The organism is Ruegeria sp. CDSA034 (genome assembly GCF_059612275.1).
The window spans coordinates 82,854-105,673 of record NZ_JBXWQH010000007.1 but is presented as its reverse complement, the minus strand read 5'-3'; the positions used below and the strand labels follow the sequence as shown (position 1 = coordinate 105,673).

At 56.4% G+C, this 22,820-nt stretch carries 22 protein-coding genes, 1 pseudogene and 1 riboswitch; of the genes and pseudogenes, 20 read left to right on the top strand and 3 right to left on the bottom strand.

Annotated elements, in window-relative coordinates; all coding sequences use genetic code 11:
• Nucleotides 1–177: 177 nt before the first annotated feature.
• The 7 genes and pseudogenes from AC2FLJ_RS13405 to AC2FLJ_RS13375 all read left to right on the top strand — a co-directional run bounded on the left by AC2FLJ_RS13405 (nucleotide 178) and on the right by AC2FLJ_RS13375 (nucleotide 6,106).
• Entirely contained in the window at nucleotides 178–1,209 is a 1,032-nt protein-coding gene (locus tag AC2FLJ_RS13405) for a LacI family DNA-binding transcriptional regulator (RefSeq protein ID WP_496706230.1), read from the top strand.
• A 3-nt stretch (nucleotides 1,210–1,212) separates the two neighbouring features.
• A pseudogene (locus AC2FLJ_RS13400) lies at nucleotides 1,213–2,514 on the top strand (GH1 family beta-glucosidase); the annotation flags it as partial.
• A 21-nt stretch (nucleotides 2,515–2,535) separates the two neighbouring features.
• The gene (locus tag AC2FLJ_RS13395; RefSeq protein ID WP_496706318.1) at nucleotides 2,536–3,537 is read left to right on the top strand and encodes a glucokinase; all 1,002 of its coding nucleotides are present in this window, start codon (nucleotides 2,536–2,538) and stop codon (nucleotides 3,535–3,537) included.
• 37 nt (nucleotides 3,538–3,574) lie between these two features.
• Entirely contained in the window at nucleotides 3,575–4,501 is a 927-nt protein-coding gene (locus AC2FLJ_RS13390; RefSeq protein WP_496697972.1) for a carbohydrate kinase family protein, read from the top strand.
• A gap of 17 nt (nucleotides 4,502–4,518) precedes the next feature.
• Nucleotides 4,519–5,184, top strand: a complete 666-nt coding sequence (locus tag AC2FLJ_RS13385; protein WP_496706228.1) for a D-lyxose/D-mannose family sugar isomerase — start codon at nucleotides 4,519–4,521, stop codon at nucleotides 5,182–5,184.
• Between the two features lie 165 nt (nucleotides 5,185–5,349).
• Nucleotides 5,350–5,625: a hypothetical protein gene (locus AC2FLJ_RS13380; RefSeq protein ID WP_282151981.1), complete on the top strand. Its 276-nt coding sequence runs from the start codon at nucleotides 5,350–5,352 to the stop codon at nucleotides 5,623–5,625.
• 10 nt (nucleotides 5,626–5,635) lie between these two features.
• On the top strand, nucleotides 5,636–6,106 hold the full coding sequence (locus AC2FLJ_RS13375; protein WP_496706226.1) for a phage holin family protein: 471 nt from the start codon (nucleotides 5,636–5,638) through the stop codon (nucleotides 6,104–6,106).
• Between the two features lie 6 nt (nucleotides 6,107–6,112).
• Here the strand turns inward: AC2FLJ_RS13375 and AC2FLJ_RS13370 are convergent, their stop codons facing one another.
• Nucleotides 6,113–7,282 carry an acetate/propionate family kinase gene (locus AC2FLJ_RS13370; RefSeq protein WP_496706224.1) on the bottom strand — a complete coding sequence of 390 codons (1,170 nt, stop codon included), beginning with the start codon at nucleotides 7,280–7,282 and terminating at the stop codon, nucleotides 6,113–6,115.
• Nucleotides 7,275–8,669, bottom strand: coding sequence for a bifunctional enoyl-CoA hydratase/phosphate acetyltransferase (locus tag AC2FLJ_RS13365; RefSeq protein WP_496706222.1), 1,395 nt, complete (start codon nucleotides 8,667–8,669; stop codon nucleotides 7,275–7,277). The genes AC2FLJ_RS13370 and AC2FLJ_RS13365 overlap by 8 nt, the downstream gene beginning before the upstream one ends.
• A 193-nt stretch (nucleotides 8,670–8,862) precedes the next feature.
• Nucleotides 8,863–9,068, top strand: a riboswitch (cobalamin riboswitch).
• Nucleotides 9,069–9,169: 101 nt separating this feature from the next.
• Here AC2FLJ_RS13365 and AC2FLJ_RS13360 point away from each other — a divergent pair.
• The 13 genes from AC2FLJ_RS13360 (at nucleotide 9,170) to AC2FLJ_RS13300 (ending at nucleotide 21,522) form a co-directional block, all read left to right on the top strand.
• Complete coding sequence (locus tag AC2FLJ_RS13360) at nucleotides 9,170–9,526, top strand: DUF1636 family protein (RefSeq protein ID WP_496697979.1); 357 nt, start codon at nucleotides 9,170–9,172, stop codon at nucleotides 9,524–9,526.
• Entirely contained in the window at nucleotides 9,523–10,308 is a 786-nt protein-coding gene (locus AC2FLJ_RS13355) for an ABC transporter ATP-binding protein (RefSeq protein WP_496706220.1), read from the top strand. The genes AC2FLJ_RS13360 and AC2FLJ_RS13355 overlap by 4 nt, the downstream gene beginning before the upstream one ends.
• Nucleotides 10,309–10,318: 10 nt before the next feature.
• On the top strand, nucleotides 10,319–11,269 hold the full coding sequence (locus AC2FLJ_RS13350) for an ABC transporter substrate-binding protein (RefSeq protein WP_496706218.1): 951 nt from the start codon (nucleotides 10,319–10,321) through the stop codon (nucleotides 11,267–11,269).
• A gap of 1 nt (nucleotide 11,270) precedes the next feature.
• Nucleotides 11,271–12,284, top strand: coding sequence for a FecCD family ABC transporter permease (locus AC2FLJ_RS13345; RefSeq protein WP_282119344.1), 1,014 nt, complete (start codon nucleotides 11,271–11,273; stop codon nucleotides 12,282–12,284).
• Nucleotides 12,285–12,385: 101 nt separating this feature from the next.
• Nucleotides 12,386–12,949, top strand: a complete 564-nt coding sequence (locus AC2FLJ_RS13340; RefSeq protein ID WP_496706216.1) for a ferredoxin-type protein NapF — start codon at nucleotides 12,386–12,388, stop codon at nucleotides 12,947–12,949.
• Nucleotides 12,946–13,239 carry a chaperone NapD gene (locus tag AC2FLJ_RS13335; RefSeq protein ID WP_058276663.1) on the top strand — a complete coding sequence of 98 codons (294 nt, stop codon included), beginning with the start codon at nucleotides 12,946–12,948 and terminating at the stop codon, nucleotides 13,237–13,239. The genes AC2FLJ_RS13340 and AC2FLJ_RS13335 overlap by 4 nt, the downstream gene beginning before the upstream one ends.
• The gene (gene napA, locus AC2FLJ_RS13330; protein ID WP_496706214.1) at nucleotides 13,236–15,728 is read left to right on the top strand and encodes a nitrate reductase catalytic subunit NapA; all 2,493 of its coding nucleotides are present in this window, start codon (nucleotides 13,236–13,238) and stop codon (nucleotides 15,726–15,728) included. The genes AC2FLJ_RS13335 and napA overlap by 4 nt, the downstream gene beginning before the upstream one ends.
• Before the next feature lie 27 nt (nucleotides 15,729–15,755).
• On the top strand, nucleotides 15,756–16,574 hold the full coding sequence (napG, locus tag AC2FLJ_RS13325) for a ferredoxin-type protein NapG (protein ID WP_496706212.1): 819 nt from the start codon (nucleotides 15,756–15,758) through the stop codon (nucleotides 16,572–16,574).
• Nucleotides 16,571–17,488 carry a quinol dehydrogenase ferredoxin subunit NapH gene (gene napH, locus AC2FLJ_RS13320; RefSeq protein WP_109311112.1) on the top strand — a complete coding sequence of 306 codons (918 nt, stop codon included), beginning with the start codon at nucleotides 16,571–16,573 and terminating at the stop codon, nucleotides 17,486–17,488. The genes napG and napH overlap by 4 nt, the downstream gene beginning before the upstream one ends.
• A gap of 12 nt (nucleotides 17,489–17,500) precedes the next feature.
• Nucleotides 17,501–17,938: a nitrate reductase cytochrome c-type subunit gene (locus AC2FLJ_RS13315; protein WP_282119339.1), complete on the top strand. Its 438-nt coding sequence runs from the start codon at nucleotides 17,501–17,503 to the stop codon at nucleotides 17,936–17,938.
• Nucleotides 17,939–17,967: 29 nt separating this feature from the next.
• The gene (locus AC2FLJ_RS13310) at nucleotides 17,968–18,669 is read left to right on the top strand and encodes a NapC/NirT family cytochrome c (RefSeq protein WP_496697988.1); all 702 of its coding nucleotides are present in this window, start codon (nucleotides 17,968–17,970) and stop codon (nucleotides 18,667–18,669) included.
• Nucleotides 18,670–18,682: 13 nt separating this feature from the next.
• The gene (locus AC2FLJ_RS13305) at nucleotides 18,683–18,940 is read left to right on the top strand and encodes a hypothetical protein (RefSeq protein ID WP_496697990.1); all 258 of its coding nucleotides are present in this window, start codon (nucleotides 18,683–18,685) and stop codon (nucleotides 18,938–18,940) included.
• 194 nt (nucleotides 18,941–19,134) lie between these two features.
• Entirely contained in the window at nucleotides 19,135–21,522 is a 2,388-nt protein-coding gene (locus AC2FLJ_RS13300) for a fatty acid cis/trans isomerase (protein ID WP_496706209.1), read from the top strand.
• 316 nt (nucleotides 21,523–21,838) lie between these two features.
• Here AC2FLJ_RS13300 and AC2FLJ_RS13295 read toward each other — a convergent pair whose 3' ends face one another.
• Entirely contained in the window at nucleotides 21,839–22,450 is a 612-nt protein-coding gene (locus AC2FLJ_RS13295; protein WP_496706207.1) for a TetR/AcrR family transcriptional regulator, read from the bottom strand.
• Nucleotides 22,451–22,820: the final 370 nt, after the last annotated feature.

The window sequence follows — 22,820 nt, the reverse complement described above, 5'->3', positions numbered from 1 at the left end:
TTTTCAAAGCGCTTTGGATGACGCACTTTATCCGCTAACATTCAATTTTTGTCAATAATCTGTTTACTGATGCCCATATTATTAATATTCAGGGCTGTGTCAGAAAGATATGGCAGTCGGGCGGGAAGCGCCTGCAAATCTGCAAATGATCAAATTTGAAGGCGCTTTGAGGCGAAGATGAATCTAAAGCAGCTCTCAGAAATCCTTGGTTTATCTCAAACCACTGTCAGTCGCGCGCTGAATGGTTACCCCGAGGTGAACGAGGATACGCGCCTGCGCGTCCAAGCCGCCGCTGCCAAGCACGGGTATCGGCCGAACAGCCGGGCCAAGGGATTGGCAACAGGGCGCTCGATGGTGATTGGGCACGTGATTCCCTCCTCATCCCAGCATGAAATGGTAAACCCGATTTTTGGTGATTTTGTCGCCGGTGCTGCACGCAAGTATTCGGATCATGGATATGACATGATGTTCACCAATGCAGATGACACCTCGATCGAGGAAGCTTATCGCAGTCTTTTCCAGCGTGGCGCGGTCGATGGTATTGTTTTGCAAGGCCCCAAAGTCAACGAGCATCGGATCGAGGTCCTGACCAGAATGGGCGTGCCCTTTATCGTTCATGGCAGATCGACCGGGGTAGACGTGCCCTATGACTGGATCGACGTGAACAACAAAAGTTCGTTCCTGCGCGCCACCCGGTTTCTGATCGACCTTGGGCATCGTCGCATTGCCCTGATCAACGGGCTTGAGGATATGGATTTCGCTCAACGTCGCCGCGACGGATATCTAGAAGCCTTGCATGAGGCAGGTCTGTCCCCCGACCCGGAATTGATGCGCAGCGCCGAGATGACCGAGGTTTATGGTCACCATGAAACCCGCGATATGCTTCGCCTGGATGACCCGCCTACGGCCATCCTGACAGCCTCCATGATTTCCGCGATTGGTGTGCGCCGTGCACTCAACGAAGCGGGGTTGAAGATGGGTATGGATGTCTCGGTCATCGCCCATGACGACGACTTATCTTACCTCAAGAACGGTCAGGACGTACCGATTTTCACCGCTACACGATCGTCTGTACGTAGGGCCGGAGAAATGGCGGCTGAAATGCTGATCGAACGTATCAAATCTCCGGAAGACCCGGTGAAAACTAGATTGCTGGAGGCCGAACTGGTAGTTGGCGGCTCAACCGGCCCCGCCCCAAACAGGTTCTGAAAAATGAAATATACACGCTCAGACTTCCCCAAAGATTTTCTCTTTGGTGTCGCAACCTCGGCTTATCAAATAGAAGGCCACGCACAGGGTGGCGCGGGGAAAACCCATTGGGATAGCTTTGCCGCTTCACCCGGAAACGTGGTGCGAAACGAGAATGGAGATCTGGCCTGTGACCACCTGAACCGTTTTCCACAGGATTTCGATCTGGTGCGGGACGCGGGTTTTGATTGCTACCGGTTCTCGACAAGCTGGGCGCGCGTTTTGCCTGAAGGGCGTGGCCCGGTAAATCAGGCAGGTCTGGATTATTACGACCGGCTTGCCGACGCCTTGTTGGAACGCGGCATTCGGCCCTGTGCGACCCTTTATCATTGGGAATTGCCTTCTCCGCTTGCTGATCTGGGCGGCTGGCGCAACCGGGATATCGCAAGCTGGTTTGCCGATTTCACCGAGGTCATCATGGGCCGCATCGGCGACCGTATGTACAGCGTCGCCCCAATCAATGAGCCATGGTGTGTCAGTTGGCTGAGCCATTTTGAAGGACATCACGCGCCTGGAATGCGCGACATCCGCGCCACGGCTCGCGCGATGCACCATGTTCTGCTGGCTCATGGTCGCGCGACCGAGGCGATGCGGGGCCTCGGGATGTCGAACCTGGGCGCTGTGTTCAATCTGGAATGGGCCGAGCCCGCTGATGCCAGCCCCGCCGCGCGCAAGGCGGCTGAGCTTTATGACGGGATCTACAACCGGTTTTTCCTAGGTGGTGTGTTCGAAAAAGCCTATCCGCAAAATGTTCTGGAGGGGTTGGAACCTCATCTTCCATCCGGCTGGCAAGACGACTTTGACACCATTGGTGCACCCGTCGATTGGTGCGGTCTGAACTACTATACCCGCAAACTGATCGCGCCTGCCGATACCGCATGGCCAAGCCTGGAAGAAGTACCCGGCCCGCTTCCCAAAACACAGATGGGGTGGGAGATTGAACCCGATGCCCTGACGCGCTTTCTGACCCGTACGGTGCGCGATTATACCGGCGACTTGCCGATTTATGTCACCGAAAACGGCATGGCGAGCCCGGAACGCCAGCAAGATGACGACCGCATTGACTACCTCAACAAACACCTTGGTGCCGTTCAAAACGCGCTGGACGACGGCGTTCCAGTCAGGGGCTATTTCATCTGGTCCTTGTTGGATAACTACGAGTGGTCCTTTGGCTATGAAAAGCGGTTCGGGTTGGTTGATGTAGATTTCAATACGCTCGAGCGGACGCCAAAAGCCTCGTACAACGCGCTGAAATCGGCCTTGTCCGGTGGGCCTGTTTCTCTGCCGATGGCTCAGCCTGCCGGAACAATGCACGAGCACTGGAATCTTGTCGCGGACATCGGTGGCACAAACACGCGACTGGGTGTCATCTCGAATGGGCAACTGACGGACCTTCGCAAATACCCAACCGGGTCGCTGCCAGAGCTTCTGGATGCTTTCCACAGCCTGCGCGACGAGATTGGCACCGACCCACGCGCCGTCGTCGCGGCCGGAGCAGGTCCGGTCAAAGACGGGACAATCCGCCTGACAAATGCGCATCTTGATTTGTCCGAAAGCGACATCGGCAAGGCAACAGGCGCGCAACACACCTTTGTTATCAATGACTTCACCGCGGCCGCCTGGTCGGTCGCCGAAATCACCGGTGACCATGTCGAGGTCCTGCAAGGGGCTGAGACACCGCCGGTCGGAACCCGGCTGGTTGTGGGCCCCGGCACTGGCCTAGGCGTAGGCGCATTGCTGTATTCCCAGGGGCGATACCATACCGCGTCGGGCGAAGGAGGCCATGTCGGACTGTCCCCACGCCACGAGGATGAGGTCGAAGTCTTCAAAGCGGCGCGCCATATTGCGCCCGAATGCTTCTTTGATGACAGCCTAGTGCTCGAAGCGGAAATGTTCCTTAGCGGAACCGGCCTTCCCATTCTGTACCAAGCCGCCAGCATGGCCGCTGGACAGTCCGATGCTCCAAGGCGCAGCGCCAAGGATATACTGCAGGACGCGCTGGCGGAATCCGACCCGATTGCGGTCAATACTGCGCATATGTTCAAAACCCACCTTGGGGCTATTATGGGCGATCTGGCTGTCGCCTACATGCCGACAGGAGGTGTTTTCCTTGTGGGTGGCGTCGCCGAGAAAAACCGGTGGCTGTTCAAGGATGCGTTCCGGGATGCCTTTAACGCCGGTGGGCGTTTCAGTGACTTGCGGCGTTCAATGAACCTGTATGTGTCCGAGCAAGATGAATTTGGCATTGTTGGCGCTAACAATTTCTGTAAAAGTGCGCTCGCGCGGTAAACTGGCCGCCTGACCTGATTACAGAAAGGACCACGGCATGATTTTGTGCTGCGGTGAAGCCCTGATCGACATGATCGCCGAGCCAACCGTTTCTGGGTCGCGCGGTTTCGTACCCCATTCCGGTGGTGCCGTCTTCAACACAGCCATTGCTTTGGGTCGGCTGGGCGCGCCGGCAGGTCTGTTGACAGGCTTATCGACAGATATGTTCGGACAGCAACTGGCAGACGCGCTGCAAGCCAGCCATGTGGAAGCAAGCCATTTGATCCGATCGGATCGCCCCACGACACTGGCCTTTGTGCAGCTAGTGGACGGCCATGCCACCTACAGCTTTGTCGACGAAAACTCGGCTGGGCGCATGTTGATGCCTGAGGACATGCCAAAACAGCTGCCTGCTGTATCCGCCTTGTATTTTGGTGGGATCAGTCTTGCTTGTGAACCCTGTGCGGACGCCTACGCGGCCCTGCTGGAGCGCCACGGATCAGACCGGGCAGTCATGTTGGACCCAAACATCCGACCCGGATTTATCAAGGATCAATCACGGTATCGTACACGATTGAACCGTATGATCGCTCAATCTGATATCGTGAAAGTCTCGGACGAAGATCTGGACTGGATAGTTCCAGGGCCTGAAACACTGGCCGAGAAAGTCCCACTACTCCTGCAAGCAGGACCTTCCGTAGTTATCGTAACACGCGGCAGTGATGGGGCGTCGGGATATCTGGTGGACGGGTCCGAAACTTCGGTGCCTGTCAAAGCGGTCGAGGTGGTCGATACGGTGGGTGCCGGTGACACGTTCAACGCCGGTGTCCTTGCTGAATTGGACCGAACAGGTCGATTGACCAAGTCCAATCTGCGGACGTTAGGCCAGGACAACTTGCGCGCGGCGTTAGCCAAAGGTGCAGACGTCGCCGCCATCACCGTTTCCCGCGCTGGCGCAAACCCGCCCTGGGCGCATGAACTTTGACCCCCTGAGGGACCGAGATGAAAAGATCAGATATCAACAACATCAAAACCGAAGCCGAGGCCTTCATTCGCTCGTTCGGGGCCGTCCTGCCCCCCTTTGCCAACTGGTCGCCGGAACAAATGCGCAGCGCACAGGCACAAGGCATCCGTGACCGCGGTCTCGGGTGGGACATCACCGACTATGGTCAAGGCCGTTTTGATGAGCTCGGCCTGTTCCTATTTACCCTGCGCAATGGCGATGTGCAGGATCTGAACAAAGGTCGCGGGATGCTTTATGCAGAGAAGCTTTTGGTTTCTCGGGACAAGCAACTCTCCCCGATGCATCGCCATATCATTAAGGCCGAAGACATCATCAACCGGGGCGGCGGCGATCTGGTCATGGAGATTTATGCCTCGGACCCGGACGGCGGTATAGACCGGGATAACCCGGTGGTTGTTCCCAGCGACAACTGCCCTGTCACCATCAAACCTGGTGAGTTGCTGCGGCTGAAACCCGGTCAGAGCGTAACCCTGATGCCGGGTATCTGGCATGCATTCTGGGCGGAACAGGGCGACTGCCTGATTGGCGAAGTGTCAACTGTCAACGATGACCGGACCGATAATGTATTCGAGGATCCCATTCCGCGCTTTGCAACGATTGAAGAAAACACAAAGCCCGATTTCTTGCTGGTATCAGACTATTGATAAACGGATAGCGCGTGCGCCGGCTTGATCACATCCGGGCCGGGTGCTGATCGCTGCATCGGGATAACACCCTTTCCCGAATTCAAAAAATCGAATTAACATGGCCCTCGACAAAGGAAAAAGTCGCGAGCCTGATTTTTGCGCGACCATCGAAGGACCCAAGTGATGGTAACCAAAGCACAGCTAGAAGCCGAAGTCGCAGAGTTGCGGCGTCAACTGGCCGAACAATCCAGCGCACGAGAAAGCATCTCAGATTCGAACAACGGCAAACAAGCTGATCCACACAAATCGATGACGGACGGAATTGTCGAAAGCCTGGATGAGTGGTCAACGCAATTAGAAGAAGTCATGACAGAGCTTGAGGAGTTTCCACATAAAAGGCCGATCCTATTCGCCCTTGGGATTTTCACACTTGGCTATCTTCTAGGCCGTTCCCGGTAGGAGCCCGAACATGAACCGCATTTCACGCAACATTTCGATCATCCTGCGAGCCGAGCGTCTTATTGCTCAAAGGCAACTGTCCGTCGCGGCGAAACGCACAGGCTTTTACGCTGCTGCCGGGTTAGCCGTTGGGCTTGCCGTAATCATGCTGAACGTCGCCGGGTTCTTTTGGCTGTCCGAGACCATGTCAAAGTCTCTGGCCGCGATCATAGTGGCCGGGGTGAACCTTGTTCTGGCCGTGATCCTCGCACTGGTCGCAAGTTCCATGACCGCCGAAAGTGACACTTCGGCTGCCGTCGAATTGCGGGATATGGCGCTGCACGACATCGAGGACGAAGTCCGGGACAACTTCGCCGAAGCGCGCAACACAATCGTCGGCCTAAAGCGCGATCCGATCGGGATGCTGTCACCCGATATTATCAGCACGGTTCTAGGCGTTCTGCTCAGATACGCGCGACGTGGAAAAAACAAACCGGATTAGAAGCGATCATGCCATTCTCGCCGCTGCACGCGCGATCACCATCTCTTCGTTTGTGGAAATAGCCAGAATACGCACCCGGCTGAAATCAGTGGACAGAACCGTAGCGTTGTCGGCATTTCGGTTCGGGTCCATATCAATCCCGATCCAGCGCATCCCTTCGCAAACCATCTGACGGATACGGGCGGCATTTTCACCGATGCCTCCGGTAAAGACCAAAGCGTCGATGCCTTCCAGTGCGGCAGACAAGGCGCCCAGTTCACGGCGGATGCGGAAGACATAATACTCAATCGCCTTGCGCGCGTCCGGAGTGTCAGCAGCCAACAGGGTGCGCATGTCCGAGGACATGCCGGACAGGCCAAGCAAGCCGGACTTTCGATAGAGAAGCTCAGCGATTTCGTCTGCCTCCATCCCTTCTTGCTGCATCATGTAAAGCACGACCCCCGGGTCCAATTGCCCGCTGCGGGTGCCCATGGGCAGACCGTCGAGCGCCGAAAATCCCATGGTCGAGGCCACGGCCCGGCCACCCGACACCGCACACATCGACGCGCCATTTCCCAAATGCGCAATGACGACGCGACCGTCGTACAAACCCGGCGCAATTTCTTTCAGCTTTTGCGAGACGTAGTCATAGCTCAGCCCGTGAAACCCGTATCTGCGAACGCCCTTTTCGTAGAATCTTTGAGGCAATGCGAAGGTATCATTCACCCAAGGGTGTGTCCTGTGAAACGCGGTATCGAAGCACGCAATCTGGGTGGTACCCGGAAAGGCTGCCGCGGCCGCCTTGATACCCGCAAGGCTGTAGGGTTGGTGCAAAGGCGCGAAGGGAATGAAACCGCTTAGCGTATCAAAGACGTGCTCGTCCACCACGACAGGTTCCGAATAGACTGGCCCGCCGTGAACGACGCGGTGGCCCACGGCCCGGACGTGAATGTCCGGCAGGTATTCGCGGGTAAGTTCAAGAAACGCGCTGATGGCCTCGTCATGTGTTTTGGCTCCAGACAACTGACGGTCGACAGACCGCCCCCCTGCTGATTGGGCCAACAAGCGCGGTGCATCCCCCAACCGCTCGATCTGACCGCGCCAGCGCATACTGGGACGTCGGTCCTCGACCAGTTCGTAAAGCGCGAATTTCAACGAGGACGACCCGGCATTCAGCGCCAAAACATGTTCAGCCATGGATTTTGCTTTCATTAGCAATTGCATGCAGCGCCGCGACAGCACAAGACGCCAGCCGCGAAGCATCATCATCTGCCCGAGATGTCAGGATAATCGGTGCCGCAGCACCTATCACAACGCCGGCAGCCTCGGCATGAGAGATATATGTCAGCTGTTTGGCTACCATGTTGCCGGCTTCGATATTCGGAACAACCAGAATGTCTGCGACCCCCGCGACTGGTGAGGTGATGCCTTTTGTCCGCGCCGCGTTCAGATCAACCGCGTTGTCCATGGCCAAAGGACCATCGACCAGCCCGCCGGTGATCTGCCCACGCTCGGCCATTTTCGACAACAGCGCGGCATCGACAGACGACGGTAAATGCGGGTTGATGGTTTCAACCGCTGATAAGACACCAACCTTGGGCATCTCGATGCCAATAGAATGCGCAAGATGGATGGCATTCTGAACAATGTCGGCCTTGGTTTCGAGATCCGGAGCGATATTCACCGCCGCATCAGTAACCATGATGGGCCGGGACATGCCCGGCACATCCATAACGAACACATGCGACAAGCGTCGCCCGGTCCTCAGGCCGTTTTCGCGGCGAAGAACGGCGCGTAACAAGACATCCGTGTGCAAATGACCCTTCATCAGCATCCGGGCCTTACCTTCAACGACAAGCCCGACCGCGCGTTGGGCAGCCACTTCGTGGTCTCGCGCTTCAATGATTTCAGCTCCGGACAAATCGGCCCCAAGCTGGGCGGCAGCGGCGGTGATTTTGTCCGGATCGCCAACCAAAATCGGAGTAATGATGCCGTTTTCCAACGCGAGTAATGCCCCGCCTAGCGAATTCGGCTCTTCCGGGGCGACGATCGCTGTGGGCATCGGGTCCAAAGGACGTACCCTTTCCAACAAAGCGTCGAAATGCCGGTGACGCTGAACGATCAGTCCCGGCACCTCGACCGAGTCGAAGGTCAAATGCCGCGACGGTGGCGTGACCTGTACGGTACCGCTCAGGATCAATGCGTTATCCCCGACCCGGCGCACCTCGGCGGAACAGGTCAGGTCGCCGTCTTCACGCTTTTCGGTAACAGCCACAAAGGCGGTCAGTTCTTCGCCCGCCATAACCGGAGCATGAAAACTCAGGTCCGCCCGACGTGTTTGCGTACCGGCCCCCGGTAAGATGTTTCCAATGACTGCAGCCACCAGACCCGCGGGCCACAAGGCGGGCGCGACAGCCTCGGGGTGTCCATCTCCATCTCCGTCATAGGCCGCCAGATTCAGCGGGTTGTGGTCACCCGAAGCCGAGGCAAACGCGTACAAGTCGTCCACGGTGCACAATCGGGTGACCTGCGCCTTGTCGCCTACTTTCAATTGAGAATAGGTTCTGTTTTCTTGAATTTTCATCTCGTCCGGCTTTGTTTTTGAATGCGTGTTCGTCGTTTCAAACATTGGATGTGCGGCCCCCCGGAACCAGAACATATCCACCTTTGCCCCTACATTTCTGCGACGCAGCGTAGTCAGATCGTTGGCAAATGACAAATGACCTCTGTGCGTGGGGCGCTGAGTATTATCGCTTGACCCAAAATCGGAACTCGGGCAAGCATCACCGCGATGGTTCCCTGTGGTTCGCCAAGGGATGAAAAGGGAATACGGTGAGGTAGCCAACAAGCGCCAAGTCCGTGACTGCCCCCGCAACTGTAAGCGGTGAGCGACGCCAAATACCCACTGACCCCAAATGGGTCGGGAAGGATGGCCAAGCCACGACCCGCAAGTCAGGAGACCTACCATCCGATGTTCAACCAACCCGGGGCGGGGCGTCCTGGAAGGAGGCTTTATGACACGTCTAAGACGTGATGGCATGATTGGTACCTTCTGTCCGCGCTTGGCAACAGGCGGAGTGGGCCATGTCGATCAGTCCTGATCATTTCCTTCTGATTTGCGAGACCTGCGAGGGTTCTGACCGGGCGGATTCATTGCGCGCTGCGCTTGCAAACAAGCTTCCATCCAGTTTTGACATCCAAAGCGTTTCCTGTATGGCCGGTTGCGGTCGTCCCACAACCGTCGGGTTTCAGGCATTAGACAAAGCGCAGTACCTTTTCGGTGACATCCAATCGGCTGAGGACGTGGATGCTTTGGCCGAATTTGCACATCAATACCATCGCATCGCGGATGGGTGGACCAACGCAACGCAGCGCCCGCCTGCCCTTCTTGAAAAGACTCTGGCGCGCCTGCCGCGGCTAAAAGTGGAGACAAGCGCATGACCTGCGGAGCTTTCCTTGAGGCGCGCGGGCTGGAATTTTACGCCCTGAACGGCGACGTACTGCTGCAAAACGTCAATTTCGAACTGAATGAAGGGGCAACTCTGGCAATTGCGGGCCCAAACGGTGCGGGCAAGACAACGTTGCTGAATCTTTTGTGCGGCGGTGAAGAGATTGTGCTGGGGGACGTTTTGGTAAAGGGGCGCAGTCTTCGGCAGCTTTCGGCGATGGACCGCGCCCGAATGATCGCCGTAGTCAGTCAGCAGGAATCGCCGGACGGGCGTTTGTTTCTGCGCGATTATGTGGCCCTTGGGCAAATCCCGATCCTTGCCGATCGGTCTGCCGCTGAACACGCCTTGGAATTGGACCGAATCCTGAAACTGACCGGACTCGTCGCCCTCGCCGACAAGCGGATGGCCGTGTTATCCGGCGGGGAACGCCAGCGTGCTCATATCGCAAGGGCGCTGGCGCAGAACCCGTCGTTGCTGTTTTTGGATGAGCCGACGAACCATCTGGATCCGGACGCCAAGGGACGCATGCTGTCGCTGGTCGCCGAGCTGGGCATTACGGTGGTCATGATCGTCCATGATCTGGTCATGATCCCGGAATTCGCGACCCATGTCGCGTTGATGAAATCCACGCGCCTGACCGGTTTCGGCCCGGTGCACGAAGTGCTGACACCCGAAAGGGTCCGTGAAACGTTTGGTGTCGATTTTCTTAGCTTTCAGCACGAAGGCCGCATGATCCCGGCACTGGATATCCGAAGAACCACTACCTCAAACTAGGAAAAACAACATGAACAAAACTCTCTGGTGCGCAGCACTGATCAGCGGCATTGCAAGTGCCGCAACAGCGCACGAGATCACCGTCGACAATTGCGGCGAGCCGATGGTGTTTGAAACTCAGCCCGAGCGGCTGGTCGTGCACGACATGAACATGACCGACATGGCCTTTGCGCTGGGTTTGCAGGACAAGATCGTGGGCCTGACGGGCATCACCGGCTGGTACAAAACCAGCCCCGAGTTTGACACCCTGCGCGGCGACATCCCGGAACTTGCGCCTAAGTATCCGACGGTTGAAAATCTGGTCGCTGTCGAACCCGACCTTTTCTTTGCGGGCTGGTACTATGGCATGAAGCCGGGCGGTGACGTGACCCCGGACACGCTTGCGCCGTTTGGCATCAAAACGATGATCCTGACCGAAAGCTGCGTACACCTGGATAAGGATCGCCCCGAAGCCAGTATGGACCTACTGTTCACTGACGTCCTTCGCTTGGGCAAAGTCATGCACGTTGAAGACAAGGCGGAAGAGCTGGTTTCCGGCTGGAAAGAGGAACTGTCCGCGATTGAGACACAGACAGCCGACCTGCCGAAACCCCGCGTTTTCTTGCTGGACGGCCCCGCCGATGCCCCGTTTACGGCTGGTAAGTTTGCCATTCCCGACGCGATGATTGCTGCCGCTGGCGGCGAGAACGTCACCCATGACATGGACACCAGCTGGGGTCGTTCTTCGTGGGAGGCTGTCGCCGCTTCGAACCCGGAATTCTTGGTTTTACTTGATTATCAGACCGGAAATGGCGCCGCGGATACGTTCAAGTTCCTGCAGGACCATCCCGTGATGTCACAGACGGACGCGGTCAAGAACGAACGCTGGATTGGTCTGCGCTACGAGGAACTGACACCCGGACCGGCAAATATCGAAGCAATTTCGAAAATGGCCAAAGCCATGCACCCGGGCCTGAACTGATATGGGCCGACTTGGCCTTACACTCTTGCTGGGGGCGGCTGTATTGGCCGCCCTTTTGCTGACCTCGACGGTCTACGGGACCACATCCATTCCGGCCTCTGACGCACTGGCCGGTGTCTTGTTGGGCACGGGAATGGTGGAAGGAGAAATGTCTCCGCTCCACCGCATCGTGTTTGACTTGCGCTTACCACGCGCACTGTTTGCCGCCGTGATCGGTGCCGGGCTGGGCATCGTCGGCGTTGTCCTGCAAACCACCACACGCAACGATCTGGCGGACCCGTTTCTGTTCGGCCTGTCCTCTGGCGCTGCAGCGGGGGCTGTCTTTGTCATTACCGTAACCGGAGATGTGCTGGGCTTTTGGACCCTGCCACTGGCCGCGTTTTTCGGAGGGCTTGTCGCATCAGGCATTGTACTGGCTTTGGTTCATGGGCTGCGCACAAGCGCGCCCGAAAAACTGATCCTCGCGGGGCTTGCGGTTTCGTTTTTGTTTTCCGCTATTACAAATTATCTGATTTTCGCGGGCGACAGCCGTGCGGCGCATTCTGTTATCTTCTGGATGCTTGGGGGTTTGGGTCTTGCCCGGTGGGAGACATTCCCGCTGGTCTGCGCAGGTTTAGCATTGATCCTCGCCTATGCAATGTACCGTAGCCGCTGGCTTGATGCACTGCTGACTGGTGATTTGACGGCCGCCACCCTGGGTGTGCCCGTTCAAGGCTTACGGTTCCGAATGTTCTTCGTCGCAGCTCTTGCAACCGCTGTATTTGTGTCCGTCGCGGGTGTGATCGGTTTTGTCGGCTTGATGGTTCCCCACATCGCACGCGGTATCGCGGGGCCTTTGCACAGCCAGCTCGTGCCTACCGCCGCCATTGTCGGAGCAGCTTTGCTTACAGGCTCGGATATCCTGAGCCGTCTGTTGCTTGCCCCGCAAGAGCTGCCTGTTGGGATTGTCACGACATCGCTGGGATCGGTTTTTGTTTTTCTTCTACTAATCCGAACCGCGCGCCCTCGCAGATGATCTCAAAGGGTCGCTTCGGCAAAAAAATTAAAGTTTCCTAAATGACTAATATTTAACAGGCCAAATGACCTAAATCAAAAAAGGCCCCCACAGATCACGGTATGCGATACACTCGATTACAGGAATCGAGTGTAGCCAGGTCGCATGCAATGCAACAAATGACCAGCCGACGCGCGTTTCTAAGCGCCAGGATTAGACCAGAGGACGGCAATATCGCCAGACCTCCGGGCTCGGTTGAGCTGTGCTTTGTTGAAACATGCAGCAAATGTGGTGATTGCGCAGATACTTGCCCCGAAGATGCAATCGTCATCGGGACAGATGGATACCCCCGGTTCCAGCCCACTGACACTCCCTGCACCTTCTGCAGCGACTGCGCCCGGATTTGCCCAACCGAAGCGTTAATGATTGACCGTTTGCCAGACTGGCCATGGCGCGCAGCGCTTAAAACTGACACCTGCCTATCTATGAACGGCGTCAGTTGCCGCATCTGTCAGGACAATTGCGAACAAAGCGCGATCCGTTTCAAACTGATGACCGGCGGCCGCGCAGAGCCGGTGCTTGACCTTGATACATGCAACGGCTGCGGGATTTGCCCAAGTTTATGTCCCGCAGATGCCATTGCGCTGAAACGCCAACCTCAACCACAAATGGAAACTACTCAATGAACATCTGCGGTTGTCTCGCCCATGTCGCACCTGATCACACGAGCGCAGCAGCGCGCGTGATGAAGGGCACGCCGGGTGTCGAAATTCACGCTGAAACGGAAGATGGCCGATTTGTTGTCGTCGTCGAAGACACTCCAACCCGTCTTGCATCCGAAACCATCATGGATCTGCACCAGATCCCAGGCGTCATCTCTTTAACCCTGACTTATCACCATTTCGAGGATCTCGCGGACGCCCATCCGCAGCCCGATGCCCCAAGCCCAACCACCAGCCGGAGGCCCACGCAATGACACATTCTGAATCCCGTCGGACTTTTCTCAAGGCCTCTGCGGCCGCAGCAACGGCGTCAGCCGCTGGTATTCCGCTGGCGGCCGGTCAAGCCAATGCCCAGGCCGGAGCGCCAGACATCCGGTGGGACAAGGCGGCTTGCCGGTTCTGTGGTACAGGCTGCTCTGTTCTGGTTGGCACCAAAGAAGGTCGTGTCGTTGCGACGCAAGGCGACCCCGACGCACCTGTGAACCGGGGGCTGAACTGTATCAAAGGCTATTTCCTGTCCAAGATTATGTACGGCAAGGATCGACTGACCACGCCTTTGCTGCGCAAGACCAACGGCGAATACGACAAAAACGGTGAGTTCGAGCCGGTCAGCTGGGACGAAGCGTTCGATGTCATGGCCGCAAAATGGAAAGAGGCGCTGGCCAAGAAAGGCCCGACCAGTGTCGGTATGTTTGGTTCCGGTCAATGGACGGTTTGGGAAGGCTATGCGGCCTCCAAACTTATGAAAGCCGGGTTCCGGTCAAACAACATCGACCCCAATGCGCGGCACTGCATGGCATCAGCCGTTGTGGGCTTTATGCGCACCTTCGGCATTGATGAGCCGATGGGGTGTTATGACGACTTTGAGCACGCGGACACCTTCGTGCTGTGGGGCTCGAACATGGCTGAGATGCACCCGATCCTGTGGTCGCGCCTGACAGACACGCGCCTGACCAAGCCGGGATGTGAGGTGCATGTGCTGTCCACTTTCGAACACCGCTCGTTCGAACTGGCGGACAACGGCATTGTTTTTGAACCGCAAACCGATTTGGCGATCCTGAACTACATCGCCAACTACATCATTCAAAATGGCGCGGTAAACGAAGACTTCGTGAAGAAACACGTTAACATCACCAAAACCGCCACCGATATCGGCTATGGCTTGCGCGACAGCAACGCGCTGCAGCAAGAAGCCGAAAATCCGAACTCGGGCAAAATGGAACCGATCAGCTTCGAAGAATACGCCGAAGCCGTCGCACCCTACACGTTGGAATACACTTCTGAACTTTCGGGTGTTCCCGCAGACAAGCTGGAGAAATTGGCCCAGCAATATGCCGACCCGAATCGTAAAGTGATGAGCTTGTGGACCATGGGCTTCAACCAGCACACCCGCGGGTCCTGGGTGAATTCGCTGATGTATAACGTGCACTTGCTGGTGGGCAAGATTTCCGAACCCGGCAACTCTCCCTTCTCGCTGACGGGTCAACCGTCGGCCTGTGGCACGGCGCGTGAAGTGGGGACCTTTGCCCACCGTCTGCCGGCGGACATGGTTGTTACGAATGATAAGCACCGTGAAATCTGTGAAACCGCATGGAACATCCCCGAGGGCACTATCCCGCCCAAGCCCGGCTTCCACGCCGTGTTGCAGCACCGCAAACTGAAGGACGGCGAACTGAATGCCTATTGGGTCCAGTGCAACAACAACATGCAAGCCGCGCCCAACATCAACGAAGAAGGCTATCCTGGTTACCGTAACCCGGAAAACTTCATCACAGTCTCGGATCCTTACCCAACTGTCACCGCAGTTTCGGCCGATTTGATCCTTCCCACGGCGATGTGGGTTGAGAAAGAAGGCGCCTATGGCAACGCCGAACGCCGTACGCAATTCTGGCGTCAGCAGGTGCAGGCACCGGGTGAGGCCAAGTCGGACCTGTGGCAGCTGATGGAATTCGCGAAACGTTTTACCATCGAAGAGGTCTGGGGCGAAGAGCTGCTGGCCAAGATGCCCGAGCATCGCGGCAAGACCATGTATGACGTGCTTTATGCCAACGGCAAGGTCGACCAGTTCCCGCTGTCGGAAACGGCGGAAGGGTTCCACAACGACGACGCCGAGCATTTCGGATTCTACGTTCAGAAAGGTCTGTTCGAAGAATATGCCGATTTCGGACGCGGCCACGCGCACGATCTCGCTCCGTTCGAGATGTATCACGAGGCCCGTGGCATGCGCTGGCCTGTCGTTGACGGCAAGGAAACACTCTATCGCTTCCGCGAAGGGTATGATCCGTATGTGCCGGAAGGCGCAGACGTTAAGTTCTACGGCTACGAGGACGGCAAGGCCAAAATCATCTTTGCCCCCTATGAGCCCGCCGCCGAGGTACCGGATGAGGAATTCGATCTGTGGCTATCCACCGGTCGTGTGCTGGAACACTGGCATTCGGGTTCGATGACCCGCCGCGTGCCCGAACTGCATCGCGCGTTTCCGTCAGCCGTTGTCTACATGCACCCGGAGGACGCCAAGGATCGCGGTCTGCGCCGTGGGCAAGAGATCGTACTCTCCACCCGCAGGGGCGAAGTAACCAGCCGGGTTGAAACGCGCGGCCGCAATAAGGTGCCACGCGGATTGGTCTTTATGCCATGGTTCGACGAGCATCAGCTGACCAACAAGCTGACGCTGGACGCAACCTGCCCGCTGTCGAAAGAGACCGACTACAAAAAATGCGCCTGTAAGGTCGAGCGCGCGTAACGGACAAGCGAGGCAAAGACCGTCCCCATGCCCTTTGAAGGTAAACCTCTTTCGCCGCAACGGCGTCGCTTCCTGCAGGATGCGGCGCGTGCGTCGGGTGGCTGCGTGGTCGCCGGGTCAATGTTGGCCTGGCTCGCCCGCGATGCCCGCGCGTTACCGGCCGAAGCGTTGCGCCCCCCCGGCTCGCTACCAGAAGAGGCGTTTCTGTCTGCATGCATTCGCTGCGGGCTTTGCGTGCGGGATTGCCCTTACGACACATTGAAACTGGCAGAATTGGGCGTGGATGCGGTTGCTACCGGGACTCCCTATTTCACAGCGCGGGATGTGCCTTGTGAAATGTGTGACGACATCCCTTGCGTGGCCGCCTGCCCCACCGGTGCATTGGATCCAGCCCTCGACAATATTGATGATGCCAAGATGGGCGTTGCCGTCCTTGTCGATCAGGAGAACTGCCTGAACTTCCTTGGCCTGCGCTGCGATGTCTGCTATCGCGTCTGCCCCGTGATTGATGAGGCAATCACGCTGGAAACGGCCCATAACGAACGTTCAGGCCACCACGCACTGTTCATCCCGACAGTTCATGCGGACCACTGCACAGGCTGCGGCATGTGCGAGAAAAGCTGTGTTCTGCCCGAGGCTGCGATCAAGGTCCTGCCTGCGCGCTTGGCCCGCGGCAGCAGTGCCGATCACTACCGCAAAGGCTGGGAAGAGAAAGAGGCCAAAGGCGGTCCCCTTGTTGAAGGCCTCATCGATCTGCCGGACCGACTGCCCGGACCGGGCACCGACAACCTTGCCGCACCGGGCGGGTTCGCACCAGCATACGATTTGCCGGGGGTCGGACAATGAGTGCACGCACACATATGCCGGCCGGAATGGAGGCCATCGAAGAAAAAGGTTGGGTGCGCGCCCACAAATACCTGCTGCTGCGCCGCGCAAGCCAGTTGCTCTTTCTGGCTGTGTTTCTTCTGGGACCGTGGTTCGGCATCTGGATCGTGCAAGGCACGCTCGCGGGTTCTTTGACGCTGGGCGTGCTACCGCTGACCGACCCATTTATCTTACTGCAAAGCGCGATCGCCGGGCATTGGCCGGAATTGACGGCCCTGATCGGCGGAGTGATCGTTCTCGCCGCTTACGCTCTGATTGGTGGGCGCGTCTATTGTTCATGGGTTTGTCCGATCAACCCAGTCACCGACGCAGCCAACTGGTTGCACAGACGTTTGGACCTGCCGAAAGGCTGGCAGCCCAAGCGCAGCACCCGCCTTTGGATATTGGCTACCGTCCTAATCGTCTCGGGCGCTACAGGCATGATCGCATGGGAGCTGGTCAACCCGATCACCATGCTGCATCGCGGGCTGATTTTTGGCGCGGGGTTCGTGTGGGCCATGATCATTGCCATCTTCGTGTTCGACCTGTTCGTTTCGCGCCACGGCTGGTGCGGTCACATCTGTCCGGTTGGCGCATTTTACGGCCTGATTGGTGCCAAAGGTTTGCTGCGGGTCAGCGCCTCAAATCGCGCAGCCTGCGATGATTGCATGGATTGCTATGCCGTTTGCCCAGAAAATCAGGTCATATCTCCTGCGCTGAAGGGTAAGTCGGGTTCCACACCACTGATCCTTTCCCCTGACTGCACCACCTGCGGTCGTTGCATCGACGTGTGCGCCGTCGACGTCTTCAAATTTACTCACCGGTTCGACGACAAGGTCGCCGCACCTACTGATCCAGTTCCCGCGCCCGATCCGCGCGCAGCCAGACCTATCTGAGGGAGTGCCAAGATGAACAAGCCAACCCGAACAGGCCTTATAGCCCTTATCCCCGTTTTACTCTTGGGCGGATTCGCCCTTGCGCAATCAGCTCAGGTAGAATCCCTGCGGGGTGCCGATGTGGATGAACTGATCCCTCTGGAACAGATCCACAAGAACGTCGAAGGGCGCATGCAGCGCAACTATCGCCAACAACCGCCGCTGATCCCGCACTCGGTCGAGCAATACCAGATCGACACGCGCACAAATCAGTGCTTGTCCTGCCACGACTGGACCAAAGCCGGCGAACGCAACGCCCCGACATTGTCGATGACACACTATCTGGATCGCGACGGCAACGAGTTGGATCACATCGCAGGCACACGTTATTTCTGCAACCAATGCCACGTACCGCAAGCAGACGCGCCGCCATTGGTTGACAACGTCTTTCAACCGTCCTCGGGCAATTAATCCAACGCAAGAATGAAAGGAGCACCAACATGGCAGACTCTCCTGAAAAACGCGGGTGGATTGGCCGCATCTGGAACTGGATCTGGACCCCGGCGGTTGCCTTTAGCTCGGGCTTTCTGATCCTTGCGGGTTTTCTGGCTGGGATCCTGTTCTGGGGCGGCTTCCACTGGACGCTTGAGCTGACGAATACCGAGGAGTTCTGTACCTCATGCCATACGATGGAGACTAATCTGGGCGAGTATCGTGAGACGATCCACTACAACAACCACTCCGGTGTGCGGGCCATCTGTTCCGATTGCCATGTGCCGCATGAATGGAACCACAAGATCAAAGCCAAGATCATGGCGGTCAAGGACGTCTATCACGAGCTGGCAGGCACGATCAGTACGCCCGAGAAATACGAAGAGCATCGTCTGAGCATGGCGACCGCCGTCTGGAAGAAGATGAAGGCCTCCGACAGTCGCGAATGCCGGAATTGCCACAACTTCGACTATATGGATTTCACGTTGCAGGAAACGCGCGCTGCCTCTGAGCACCAACGCGCCATTGATGAAAGCATGACCTGTATCGATTGCCACCAGGGCATCGCCCATAGCCTGCCACCCGGCTATCAGGAGCGGTATCAGGAAGTGACCGAAACTCTGGCCAGCAAAGCGCAGGGTTCGTTGCAACAACAGGCCGCAGCTGACGGCGATGACATCAAGTCATTCCTGAGTACTCGGGCAGACTGAAAAGGGACACGACATGCTGGAAATTCTGGGAACAATCGGGGCCAACGTCATCAGTCTGCCGGGTATCCTTGGGCTGGCCCTGGGAATGATGACTCGCCGCGTTTGGCTGGGCGCATTGATGGGGGGCATTGTCGGGGTGTTGGCAACCTTCGTATTCGCTCATGGTTCATTTGCCACGGTCGATACATTTGAGCTGTTGGTCGCAATTGGCATTGGCCTTTGCGCTGGTAGCGTGGGATCGGCCATACGCATCAAGGGTGCAACGGTCTGACATTATTGGCGAACTAAGCTCCTAATAAATTTACTTTGCCGCATGTGAAATTGCGGCAAACACGCCCAACGATGCCTCAACGTAAAAGTTCAGGAAACGCGACAAACGATATCAATTCAGTAGTATAACCCTGTTAAAGCCTTTGGGCTTGGCGTGATGGTCAATGAAAACAAACCATTCAGACGGGGGCATCTATGCTGCGAACATTACAAGATTGGTGTTTTTTCACCCGTGTTTTAGCGGCTTCGATTGCATTTTTGCTTGCTGATCAGGGTTTGGCCCAGTCAAACGCAGAAGCACCCGGCGCGACCATTGACGACAAGCTGGAAAATGCGGACTGGGCTAACGTGCAGGATATCCTGAACCACCGCTGCGTGGTGTGCCACAGCTGCTACGACGCACCCTGCCAACTCAAGCTGACATCCCCTGCCGGCCTTTTGCGTGGCGCCAGTAAAGAGGCGGTCTACCACTCCGAACGACTAAAAGATGCGCAACCAACACGGCTTGGCATCGACGCGCACACAATTCCCGGGTGGTGGGATCTTGGTTTTTTTCCCGTTCTTCCGTCATCCGAGGTGACCGGCACGGGCGGGTCGGTGTTAGAGCTCTCTCTTAACCTCGGCAGGCAAGCCCGTTTGACGGCTAACGCACCTGTCCCAACCCAACTTGGTTTGTCGATTGATCGCCCCTTGACCTGCCCTACAACGCAGGAATTCGACGCCTTCAGCACGGCAAACCCAAGGGCGGGAATGCCCTACGCCACAGCCCCACTGAGTGAGCAAGAATACCAAACCCTCATGTCATGGCTTAAAAATGGTGCGCCCTTGCCATCGGCCACACCACAAATCCCTCAGGACATTCAGGATCAGATCACAAATTGGGAGGCCTTTCTGAACGTGCCCGACCTGCGCCATCAATTGATGAGCAGATATGTATACGAACATCTGTTTCTGGCGCGTCTCCATTTTCCATCCGACAATCCAAGACAGTTTTTTCAGCTGGTGCGGTCCGCCAGCCCACCAGGATCAAAGATTGAGATCATCGCGACACGCCGTCCCTTCGATAGTCCCGGCCCAAGGCCGTTCTACTATCGCCTGCAGGCATTCGACGAAACGATCGTGCACAAAGATCATCTGGTCTATAGTTTTGGTATGGATCGTCTGGCGCGATACCAGCAGCTATTCCTTGATCCGGCCTGGTCCGTCACCGACTTGCCTGCGTACGGAGAAGACGAAGGCGGCAACCCCTTCAGCACCTTTGCCAACATACCGGCCCGCAGCCGTTATCAGTTTCTTTTGGACGACGCATTGTTTTATGTACGCAGCTTCATCCGCGGACCGGTCTGTCACGGCGAAACCGCTGTTGACGTGATTGAAGATCGGTTCTGGGTCAGTTTCCTTGATCCGGATGCCGATCTGTCCGTCACAGACCCCAGCTTTTTGGCGGACGGGGCGGCCTTTCTGGAATTGCCGGTGAGTACTGCAGATATAGGGTTCTTGGGGGACCTTCACGGAATGTCGCACGAAAACCAGATCAAATACCTTGAGTTTAGGGATGCCCGATATCGCAATAGCGCGGCGCACAAAAACGGGTTTGGATATGACGCAATCTGGGATGGCGAGGGCACCAATCCCCAGGCGCTGATTACCGTGTTTCGGCATTTCGACAATGCCTCTGCTATGACCGGGTTCCACGGCGGCATCCCCGAAACCGCATGGGTTATCGATTATCCGGTGTTCGAACGTATCTATTACGACTTGGTCGCCGGTTTTGATGTTTTCGGTCGCCTCGAACACCAGCTTTCAACCCGGTTATACATGGACGAACTGCGGATGGAGAGTGAGGATAATTTCCTGAACTTCATGCCGCGCGGTGACAGGCAAAGGATACACAAAACCTGGTACCAGGGGGCACTGGCCGAGCTACACACCTTTTGGCACCGGCGTCGTGTCGATGACAGTTTTCCGACTGGCATAGATTTTAAAACGGACACGCCTAAGCAAGAGTTCCTCCTGGAACTTCTAATTCGCGGCAACGGTCTTTGGGCTGTCGAGGACACGATCAACAGATGCAAAAGCGACGACTGTTCGAATGGGAGTTCAGAAGTTGTGGATAACTTGCGGGCACTCGCGGATCATACAGGCGATTGGGTCAGGTATCTGTCAGATGTTTCCCTGCTTTTGGTGGACAACGAAGATGGTTCCACGTCTCTCTATTCGCTGCTCCACGATAAGGCCCATTACAATGTGGCGTTCTTGTTTGAAGAAAAAGATCGCAGGAATCCGCGAGCCGACGTGCTGACCATCCTGCCGGGGGTGATCGGAAGCTATACGAACTTCTACTTTCGAGTTCAGGAAGCCCAGCTGGCGTCTTTTGTTACCGACCTCAAATCAGTGCGGTCGCAGACCGAATGGCTCGATTTCGTAACCACTTATGGGCTGCGCAGGACAAGCCCGGGGTTTTGGGCAACCAGCGATCAGGTGATGAATATGTTTCTGGCAAGCGACCCTATTCAGGCAGGCGTGCTGGACCTGAACCGGTATAAGGACCCTAGATCCGATAGCGATCCTGAAAACAACTAAGTCAGCCCGTTGAAACAGGAGCGCCTGATCATTCGCGCTCTATCAACTTGACGCAGAAAGAAAGCCTAATACCTAGGCCACGTCATCGGGCCAAACTGAAGTAGCGGTAAGCACTGAAAACACGGTTGATGCAGCATTTTTCAAAGCCAATGCGGCTTCGTTAGTTTTATTTTCACTAATGACATTATATTGCATGCAAGAGCTCCGTCAGCCCCAGATAATCGGCGGGAAACCTTGTCTGTAACCCGAGCGGAAACAGAACGAAATACACACCTCGGCAAGCGAATTGCGAGATGGCGGAATATTGGTCCGCAACTTACTTTTCACCCGTCAGGTAGCCTATAATGCGTTTTAAGTGCCGCGCGATGTCCTCGGCGGTGAGTGGCATCCCGGCAATGCTTTGCTGAATGTAATACCGGTAGGCGCCGTCCAGCATCACATAGATGTCCACACCACGCACATCATTGATCGCAAACTTCTTTCCAAGCTCGTCACAAATTGCGATATACCGGGCCTCGACGTCAGCTACTCGCGGCCTGAGCAAACCATCGAACATAGCCTGATTGCGGATATCATACCAAAGCCTGTGCAGATGCGCATAGTTGATGATCGAATGGGCAAACAGATCGATATAGGCGCTGCGCGCCTCGCGCGGGCTGAGTTCTGCATCAAGAATTTCGTTCAGCTGTGACGTGAACCGGTCGACCGACAGATCTACGCAATACAACAACAATCCCTCTTTTTCGGGAAAATAATACTGTATTTTGCCCAGCGATACGCCGGTAGAGGCCGCGATATCCCGCAAAGTGGTATTGGCATATCCAGCACGCGCAATTGTCGCAATCGCGTTCTCGGCAAGATCGCGTCGCTTCTGTTCTCGGTTCCTGTCGCGCTGCTTGGCCCGATTCTCTGTCAAATTTCGCGTCATCTGCCTTTCCTAGCGCAAATCCCGCAAAAGTGTGAGCGGAACCCTGGTGTTTGTGGGAACTGGATCAAAGCCCTGAAAATACAACGTTTGGCGCGAAATACTATTACAATTCTGACGTACAATACAAACGTATTGAAAAGTTGTCAGCTATGTGCAACAAATAACTGTCATAATCGACAAACAAATAACCAACAGGCAAGCAACAGGAGCAAATCCGTGACCTATCCAGAATACGTTCGGGTCGTTGGTAGGGTTCGCGCAGAACAGTTGTTCCGTAACGCGGCGCAGACCCAAGAGGAGCGTGCCAATCAAAACATCTAAACAACGAGGAGGTGTCAGCCCGGGGATACTCGCACCGCAATAATCAGAT